Genomic DNA, 7022 nt, shown 5'->3' on the forward strand with positions numbered 1-7022 from the left:
CTTCCGATCCATCGCGCAAAACCTCCCGCGTTTCCGCCATTCTACACGATATCAATACGAATTGCGAATAGAGCCTAGATTATTCATTCAGTCCCTCGCCGGGCGCGGCCGTCCGGCCGCTTGGCCGCTCAAGCAGGGCGTGACTAACCCTTATCACGCCCCGCTTGAGCGAGGCGCTTCGCCAGCCAGATCATCAGCCCGAACAGCAAAGCACCGCCGATCACCACGGCGATGCCGATCAGCAAGGCATTGGAGGGATCGACCCGGGGAGCGACGTCGATGAAACGGAACATGGCGGCCCTTTCGGTGATTTGGCGCCATGAAAGCAAGCGTTAGCGCGCCTGCCCTTGCCGTTGGTCAAGCATCGCCGCGCAAATGGTCGGCGGGGTTGACCGCCTCGGTGCCGCGCCTAAGCTCGAAATGCAATTGCGGCGACGACACCGAACCGCTGGAGCCGACCGAGGCGATCGTCTGGCCGCGCCGCACCTGATCGCCCTTCCTGACCATCAGCTGGTCGGCATGGGCATAGGCGCTGATCCAGCCGTCGGCATGCTTGACCAGCACCAGATTGCCGAAGCCCTTCAATTCATTGCCGACATAGGCGACCACGCCGTTTTCCACCGCCTTGATCGGCGTGCCGCGCGGCGCCGCGATGTTGATGCCGTCATTGTTCTGGCCCTTGGCGATGGGGCCGAACTCGCTGAGGACCTCGCCGCGAACCGGCCAGATGAAACCGCGTCCCGCCATGGGCGGCGGCGTCTGGGGCAGCGGCTGCTGCGGCTGGAAGGCCGGATGGCGCTGCGGACTGGCCGGAGCGGGCGCTTCGGCCGGGGCCGGGGCCGGGGCCGGCAGGGTCGAGGCGATCTGGGTCGAACTCTTCGACGCCCTACCCTGCCCGCCGGCCGCGTTGGGCGAGGTGACCACCAGGGTCTCGTGTCCGCCGCGGCCTTGGGTGGGCGCGGCCACCGCCACCTGTTCGCCATAGGCGCCGGGCACCTTCAGCTTCTCGCCGACATAGATGGTGTGCGGCGCACTCTTGTTGTTGATGCGGGCCAGGGTCTGGAAATCGACCTTGAGGCGGCGCGCCACCACCAACAAGGTATCGCCGCGCTGCACCACATATTCGCCGCTGCCGCCCGGCATCCTTAGAACCATGCCGGCCGCCAGGCCATAGGGCGCCTGCAAATGGTTCGCCTCGATCAATTCGCGCACCGAGACGTTGCAACGGCGCGAGATGGAATAGACCGTCTCGCCCGGCTGCACGGTGATGGCGGCGCCGCAGCCGCTGTGGCCGGCGACCGGCCGGTTGACCGGGGCGCGCCCCTGCCAGGTGGGGTCGCAGGCGGCCAGCACCAGCGGCACCAACAGGGCCGACAATCCTTTCGACACCACATGAGGTAGGGACGTGCGCATGGCCTGCACTATAAGCGGCGAAGGCGCGATTGGCTACCCAGTCAACGCCGGATGACCAGGGCGACTCCGGCCACCGCCACGCCCATGCCGAGCAAGCCGACCAGTCCCAATTGTTCGTCGAACAGGGTCCAGGCCAGCACGGCGGTCACCGGCGGCACCAGATAGAACAGGCTGGCGACGCGGGCCGCCTCGCCCATGCGGATCAGCGCCATCAACAGCGAGATCGCGCCGACCGACAGCACCAACACCAGCCAGCCCAGGGCCAGGACGAAGCTTTGCGTCCATTGGACCTGCATGGTCTCGGTGGCGATGGCGCCCAGGCCGATCACCGCCAGCGCGCCGCAATACTGGATCACCGCGCCACTGCGCAGATCCATGCCGGTGCAGAACCGCTTCTGGTACAAGGTGCCGGCGGTAATGCCCAACAGGGCGACCAGGGCGGCGGCGATGGCGTCCCAGCCGAACCCGTCCAGGGCCGCGCCCGAGACCCGGGTCGACAGCACCAAAGCGACGCCGGCCAGGCCCAGGACCAAACCGCCCCATTGGCGGATACTCACCCGCTCGCCCAGCATGCGCCCGGCCACCGAGGCGGTCAGCAACGGCTGCAAGCCGACGATCAAGGCGGAAATCCCCGACGGCAGGCCGCGATGGATCGACAGGAACACGCCGCCCAGATACGCCGCATGGACCAGGATGCCGGACACCGCGATATGGCCGGCCAGCCGGGCGTCGGACGGCCACGGCGCCCGCGTGACCAGCGCCACGGCGCCCAACAGGGCGATGACCAGGACGAAGCGAATGGACAGGAAGGTCAAGGGCTCGGCGTAAGGCAGGCCGAACTTGGCGCCGATGAAGCCGGTGCTCCACAACAGCACGAACAAGGCCGGCATCGCGGCGACGAACGCCCCGTGGCTCGGGGTGGCGCCGTGACCTGGGGGGCGAGACATCGGACCATCCTAAATCGGCAAAACGATGCCGAATTATGGAGCCGCGAATGCCCCGCCGCAAGCGATCAAATGATCAGGGACGAACCTCGACGTAATTCATCACCTTCTTGACGCCGGTACCGTCCTGGGCGCGGGCCAGGGCCTTCTTGCCCTCTTCGCCCGAGCGGGCGCGGCCCAGCAGATAGACGGTGCCATAGGGATCGGCGGTGGTGCGGAAATTGACGTCGGCGACGCCGGCGGTGCCGACCAGCCGGCCTTGCGCCTTGGCGGCCAGGACGGTGGTGTCGGCCCAGTCCAGCAACTGCTTGCGCTTGGGGTCGTTGGCGGCCAGATAGGTGACGTGCCAGTACAGCTTCTTGACGCCCTCGACCGCCTTCACGTCCTTCTGGAAGCGGTCGTACAGCGCCTTGTCGTCGAAGATGCCGGTGATCAGCAGGCGCTGTTCATAAATCTCGGTCGAGGCCTTGACGGTGCCCATCTTGCCCATGATGCCGTTGACCTTGAGGACGATCTGGTTGTCCTTGGCGATGTCGCCGGCCGAGCGGGCCTCGATGGCGCGATCGATCAAGGTCTTGGGCGCGGTCAGCACGTCCAGCAGCTGGGCGTGCGCCGGCAGCGCGGTGATGATGATCCCGACGGCGGCGAGAAAAGCGGTCAAGCGCATGGTACGATGTCCCCGAATTGACATATTCGGGGAAGAATAGCCCAATCTAGCCGGCTCACAACGCCTTAAGATGCTTATGCACGGCCTGGCGGGAGATTCCCACTTCCTGGGCGATGCGGGCCAGCGACCAGCCGGGATTGGCCGCCTTCAGACGGCGGCAACGATCCTTGGTGGTTTCGGCTCCGGCCGGCTTGATACCGCCTTGCTCGGCCAGGCGGTGGAAATCGCGGGCCAGCACCCCATAGCCCGAAATGTCGCCGCCGCGGTTGGTCCAGTAATCCAGCCGGGCCTCGAAATCGGCCTGGTTGCACACCGGCAGCTCGGATCGCCAGAAGGCCAGGGCGATCCCCATCCGGGCCAGGCAGGCGGTCGGCAAGGCCGCGCCCTCGGATATGGTCGCCAGGATGGCCAGCTCGCGCGCCCGGTCTTCCCAGGTCAGTACCTCGGCGCGGGCATCGGCGATGGTTTCCGGCAGCGGGCATTCGCTCGACAGCGCCTTCTGGATCGCCGCGCAGACCGGGCTTTGCAGGTCGTTCCAGCCCAGGATCGGCGCATGGGGGCCAGAATCCTTGACCAGCGGTTTGGCCGAATCGATGAACACCTGTTCCCACGGGGTCGGCCCCAACGCGGCTTCCAGACTGCCATAGCGGGCGACGACGGATTCGCATTCCGGCGGCAGGCGCTTGGCCGCCGAACGGGCCTCACGCGCGGCCCGGATCATCGCGCCGGGCTGGGCGGCTTCCTCGCGCAGGCGGGCGACCAGCGCCGCCTCGGACAGGCTGGGCTCGAGATGGGCGATCAGCGCCTCGATCCCCGGACGATAGCCGTCCCATTCCATGCCGCAGAAATTGATGGCGCGCGTCATCGCCTCGTCCTGCTGGGCATCGTCATCGGCATCGTACAGGGCGACGATCCCCTTCAGCCGCTCGAAGGCCTTGGCCTTGAGATCGTCATCCTTCGCCATCAGTTGAAAAAGGTCCATGTGCCCCCCATCGACAACCGGCGTTGACAGTTGCAAAGCCTGACCGGTCTTGTCAATCGCCACCGATCGCTTAGAGTTCAGCGATGCCAAACGCCCCCGCCCTGCTTCGCCCCTTGCTGATCGCCGCCGGCTGGCTGTGCGTGGGGCTGGGCGTGGCGGGCATCTTCCTGCCGGTGCTGCCGACCACGCCCTTCCTGCTGCTGGCCTTGTGGGCCTTCGCCCGCTCGTCGCCGCGCTTTCACCATTGGCTGCTGAGCCATCAATGGTTCGGCCCGCTGTTGCAGGATTGGGAACGTCACCGGGTCATCCCGATCCGCGCCAAGCTGCTGGCGGTGGCCGGCATGAGCGGCGGCATGATCTGGGTGACCTTCTTCTCGGCAGCGCCGTGGTACGCCGCCGCCTTGATGGGGGTGACGGTGGCCTATGGCGCCTGGTTCGTCCTGGGCAAGCCCAGCCGCCGACCGGATGGCCTTCCATGACCGACCTGCCCGACTGGCGGCGCGGCCGATGCCAGCGCTTGTGGGAGGAACAGCACGGAAACTGCTTCTTCTGCGGCCGGCCGATGCCCGAGCCCCTGACCCAACGCATCCGCCACCGCAAACGCCCGGAATCCGCCACCATCGAGCATGTGGTGCCGCGCTCGGCCGGCGGCGCCGCCGATTGGAGCAACGAGGTCGCGGCCTGCCGCGCCTGCAACGCCGCCAAGGCCGACCAGCCCGCGACAGACGAGCAAAAGCAGAAACTGGCGCTTTTGAAGGATTTCCCGTTGGTATGACTTTGGTATTCACGTGTTCGGGGCGAATAAATCCGCTTTGCCTGACCGTTCGTCCAGGGCACAGTACGAGAAATTCCCTATTATCCTGCTCCTGACTTCCGGCATGCCGAGGTCCAAGAGAGGCACCGCACTGGGACTGGAGGCGAAAGCATGACACCAACCGACCTGACCTTCGACCAGTGCAAGGCCATCGCCATCTTCGCGTTCCACATGATGGTCGCCGACCATAAGGCGGTGCAGGCCGAGGTCCGCCGCGTCGATTGGCTGGAAAAGCAACTCGGGGTCGAGGGCAAGATCGCCCCAGCCGAATATTTTGCCGAACCGGACATTGCCCTGTTTCCCGACAGCCGCTCGCGCGTCGCCCTGTTGGCCGAGCTTTACCAGGTCGCCCTGGCCGACGGATACGAGCACCCCGACGAACACGCGCTGCTCAAGCGGCTGATCAAGGCGTTCTTGCTGCCGTCCATCACCATGAGCGCTTTGAACGATTGGGCCCACCGTCCCGCCGATTCCCGTCCGCCGCTGTTCGAGGCGGTTCCGCTTCACTAACCCAGGAAGTGCGTCCCCAATGTTCGCCAAGTCGCTGAATTTTCCTCAGAAAAAGCTGCTGATCATCCTCGCCTATCGGATCATGGTGGCCGACTACAAGATCAGGCCCGAGGAAAGCGAGCTGCTGAACGCGCTGGAGAACGAACTGGGTGTCGAGGATCTGCTGTCCGACGAAGAGATGCGGGTCCAGCCCGATTTGTCGCTTTTGGACACCCGCGAGGCCCGCGTCGGCACCATGCTGAAGCTTTACGCCATCGCCCATTCCGACGCCGACTTCCACGAATCCGAGCGGGTCAAGCTCATGGATTACGGCCGCCTGCTCGGCTTCGACGATGCGACGCTGGAGCGCATGGACCGCTGGGGCCGCCAACACACCGACCTGGTCATCGAAGCCGCCACCCTGGCCAACGAGGGCGGCGAAGTTGTCAGCCTGGACAGCGCCAAGCGCGTCATCGACGCGATCTGACCTATTTCAGATATCGCGCCAGCGAGTCCGGCACGAACTTGGCCCGCGCGGCGATCTCGCCCAGCAGGCGAAGCTCGATGGCGTCGATGACATTGTCGTTCAACATGGTCGAGCGCATCCATTCCCACCGAGCGGCGTCGATGGCACCGTCCACCACCACGTAGCCGGCCAGCATCTCGACGAACAAGTCGGCGAAGGCCTCGGGTAAACCCTCGCCCGACAGCACATTGTTGAGGTCCAGCAGCAATGCCGCCTCCTCCTCGCCGAACCCGCCGGCAAACAAACCCCGCAACAAGCGCAATTCAGACTCGCTGATGCTGCCATCTTCGTAGATGTGAACTTTGATCTCCTGGAGTTCTTGGCGCATAATGGCGTCTCCGCTTGCGGGGTTATTGGCGATTGCGGAAAGTTTAGGCCTTTCGACATGGTTTCGCAATCGACCGGGGAGAGGGAAAAGTATGTTCACCAAGGAATTCTCGCTCGAGCAGCGCATCGCCGCCTGCAAGATGTGCTACCGCATGATCGTCGCCGACCACCGGGTCCGCGAAACCGAGCATGAAATCCTGGACGACATCGAACTACTGATGGGTCTGCGCGGAAGAATCTCACGCGAGGACCTTGCCATTGCCCCCGATCTGGCGGTTTTCGACACTGATCGATCGCGGGTGGCGGTGATGCTGCAATTGTTCGCCGTCGCCTTCGCCGACCGCCAAATCCACGATGACGAGTTGGAAATCCTGCGCCGCTACGCCCACGCATTTGGCCTGACCGCGGAAAAATTCGAGGAAATCGCCACCTGGGGCCGCCGCCACAGCGTGCTGTTCGAACAGGCCCGCGACATCATCAACGTTTAGCCCGTCCTATTCACCATGGCGCTCAGAATTGTATGCCCCCGTAGTCGCCTGACGTTTGGGGCGTCTGACCACGACGGCCTTTCGGTCGTCTGGGTGATGTGATGGGCAGGCGGACGGGGTCTGGAGTTGTCGGGCGGGATTGATCGGGGCAATGACGGCCCCGTCGGTCACGGTCCGGCGGGCATCAGCGCCGAGGCGAGGTGGCGGATCAGGGCAGCCTCGGGGCAGGCTGCGGCGAAGGCGAGACGGATGCGCGAGGCGGTCTCGATGACGCGGGCGCCCAATTTCAGCAGCCGGAGCCGGATGGTGGTGAACTCCGCGTTGGCCAGGGCATGAGTCTTGGGGATGGCGTCACGGAGGGTGAGCATCAGC

Annotated in this window: 12 protein-coding genes; 5 read left to right on the forward strand and 7 right to left on the reverse strand. The window is 65.2% G+C overall.

Annotated features, from left to right (window positions below):
* Positions 1 to 143: 143 nt before the first annotated feature.
* From A6A05_RS00960 to A6A05_RS00980, 5 genes are all read right to left on the reverse strand, one after another.
* A complete protein-coding gene (locus A6A05_RS00960; RefSeq protein ID WP_156520837.1) occupies positions 144 to 293 on the reverse strand; it encodes a hypothetical protein in 150 nt (49 codons plus the stop codon).
* A gap of 64 nt (positions 294 to 357) precedes the next feature.
* The gene (locus A6A05_RS00965; RefSeq protein WP_068496598.1) at positions 358 to 1413 is read right to left on the reverse strand and encodes a LysM peptidoglycan-binding domain-containing M23 family metallopeptidase; all 1056 of its coding nucleotides are present in this window, start codon (positions 1411 to 1413) and stop codon (positions 358 to 360) included.
* Between the two features lie 41 nt (positions 1414 to 1454).
* On the reverse strand, positions 1455 to 2360 hold the full coding sequence (locus tag A6A05_RS00970) for a DMT family transporter (protein WP_245644119.1): 906 nt from the start codon (positions 2358 to 2360) through the stop codon (positions 1455 to 1457).
* A 73-nt stretch (positions 2361 to 2433) separates the two neighbouring features.
* Positions 2434 to 3024, reverse strand: a complete 591-nt coding sequence (locus A6A05_RS00975) for a BON domain-containing protein (protein ID WP_068496584.1) — start codon at positions 3022 to 3024, stop codon at positions 2434 to 2436.
* A gap of 55 nt (positions 3025 to 3079) precedes the next feature.
* A complete protein-coding gene (locus tag A6A05_RS00980; protein ID WP_068496585.1) occupies positions 3080 to 4006 on the reverse strand; it encodes an HTH domain-containing protein in 927 nt (308 codons plus the stop codon).
* Positions 4007 to 4089: 83 nt separating this feature from the next.
* On the opposite strand from A6A05_RS00980, the gene A6A05_RS00985 reads away from it, so the two are divergent.
* The 4 genes from A6A05_RS00985 (at position 4090) to A6A05_RS01000 (ending at position 5796) form a co-directional block, all read left to right on the forward strand.
* Positions 4090 to 4485, forward strand: coding sequence for a YbaN family protein (locus tag A6A05_RS00985; protein WP_068496588.1), 396 nt, complete (start codon positions 4090 to 4092; stop codon positions 4483 to 4485).
* Positions 4482 to 4781, forward strand: a complete 300-nt coding sequence (locus A6A05_RS00990) for an HNH endonuclease (RefSeq protein WP_068496589.1) — start codon at positions 4482 to 4484, stop codon at positions 4779 to 4781. The genes A6A05_RS00985 and A6A05_RS00990 overlap by 4 nt, the downstream gene beginning before the upstream one ends.
* Positions 4782 to 4931: 150 nt before the next feature.
* On the forward strand, positions 4932 to 5330 hold the full coding sequence (locus A6A05_RS00995; RefSeq protein WP_068496591.1) for a tellurite resistance TerB family protein: 399 nt from the start codon (positions 4932 to 4934) through the stop codon (positions 5328 to 5330).
* Between the two features lie 19 nt (positions 5331 to 5349).
* Entirely contained in the window at positions 5350 to 5796 is a 447-nt protein-coding gene (locus tag A6A05_RS01000; RefSeq protein ID WP_068496593.1) for a hypothetical protein, read from the forward strand.
* 1 nt (position 5797) lies between these two features.
* Here A6A05_RS01000 and A6A05_RS01005 read toward each other — a convergent pair whose 3' ends face one another.
* Complete coding sequence (locus A6A05_RS01005) at positions 5798 to 6163, reverse strand: hypothetical protein (protein ID WP_068496595.1); 366 nt, start codon at positions 6161 to 6163, stop codon at positions 5798 to 5800.
* Positions 6164 to 6254: 91 nt separating this feature from the next.
* On the opposite strand from A6A05_RS01005, the gene A6A05_RS01010 reads away from it, so the two are divergent.
* Positions 6255 to 6650 carry a TerB family tellurite resistance protein gene (locus A6A05_RS01010; RefSeq protein ID WP_068496597.1) on the forward strand — a complete coding sequence of 132 codons (396 nt, stop codon included), beginning with the start codon at positions 6255 to 6257 and terminating at the stop codon, positions 6648 to 6650.
* A 167-nt stretch (positions 6651 to 6817) separates the two neighbouring features.
* On the opposite strand, the gene A6A05_RS01015 is transcribed toward A6A05_RS01010, so the two are convergent.
* A partial coding sequence (locus A6A05_RS01015) for a transposase (RefSeq protein WP_172822152.1) occupies positions 6818 to 7022 on the reverse strand: 205 nt, incomplete at its 5' end.

The organism is Magnetospirillum moscoviense (genome assembly GCF_001650635.1).
GTDB lineage: Bacteria > Pseudomonadota > Alphaproteobacteria > Rhodospirillales > Magnetospirillaceae > Magnetospirillum > Magnetospirillum moscoviense.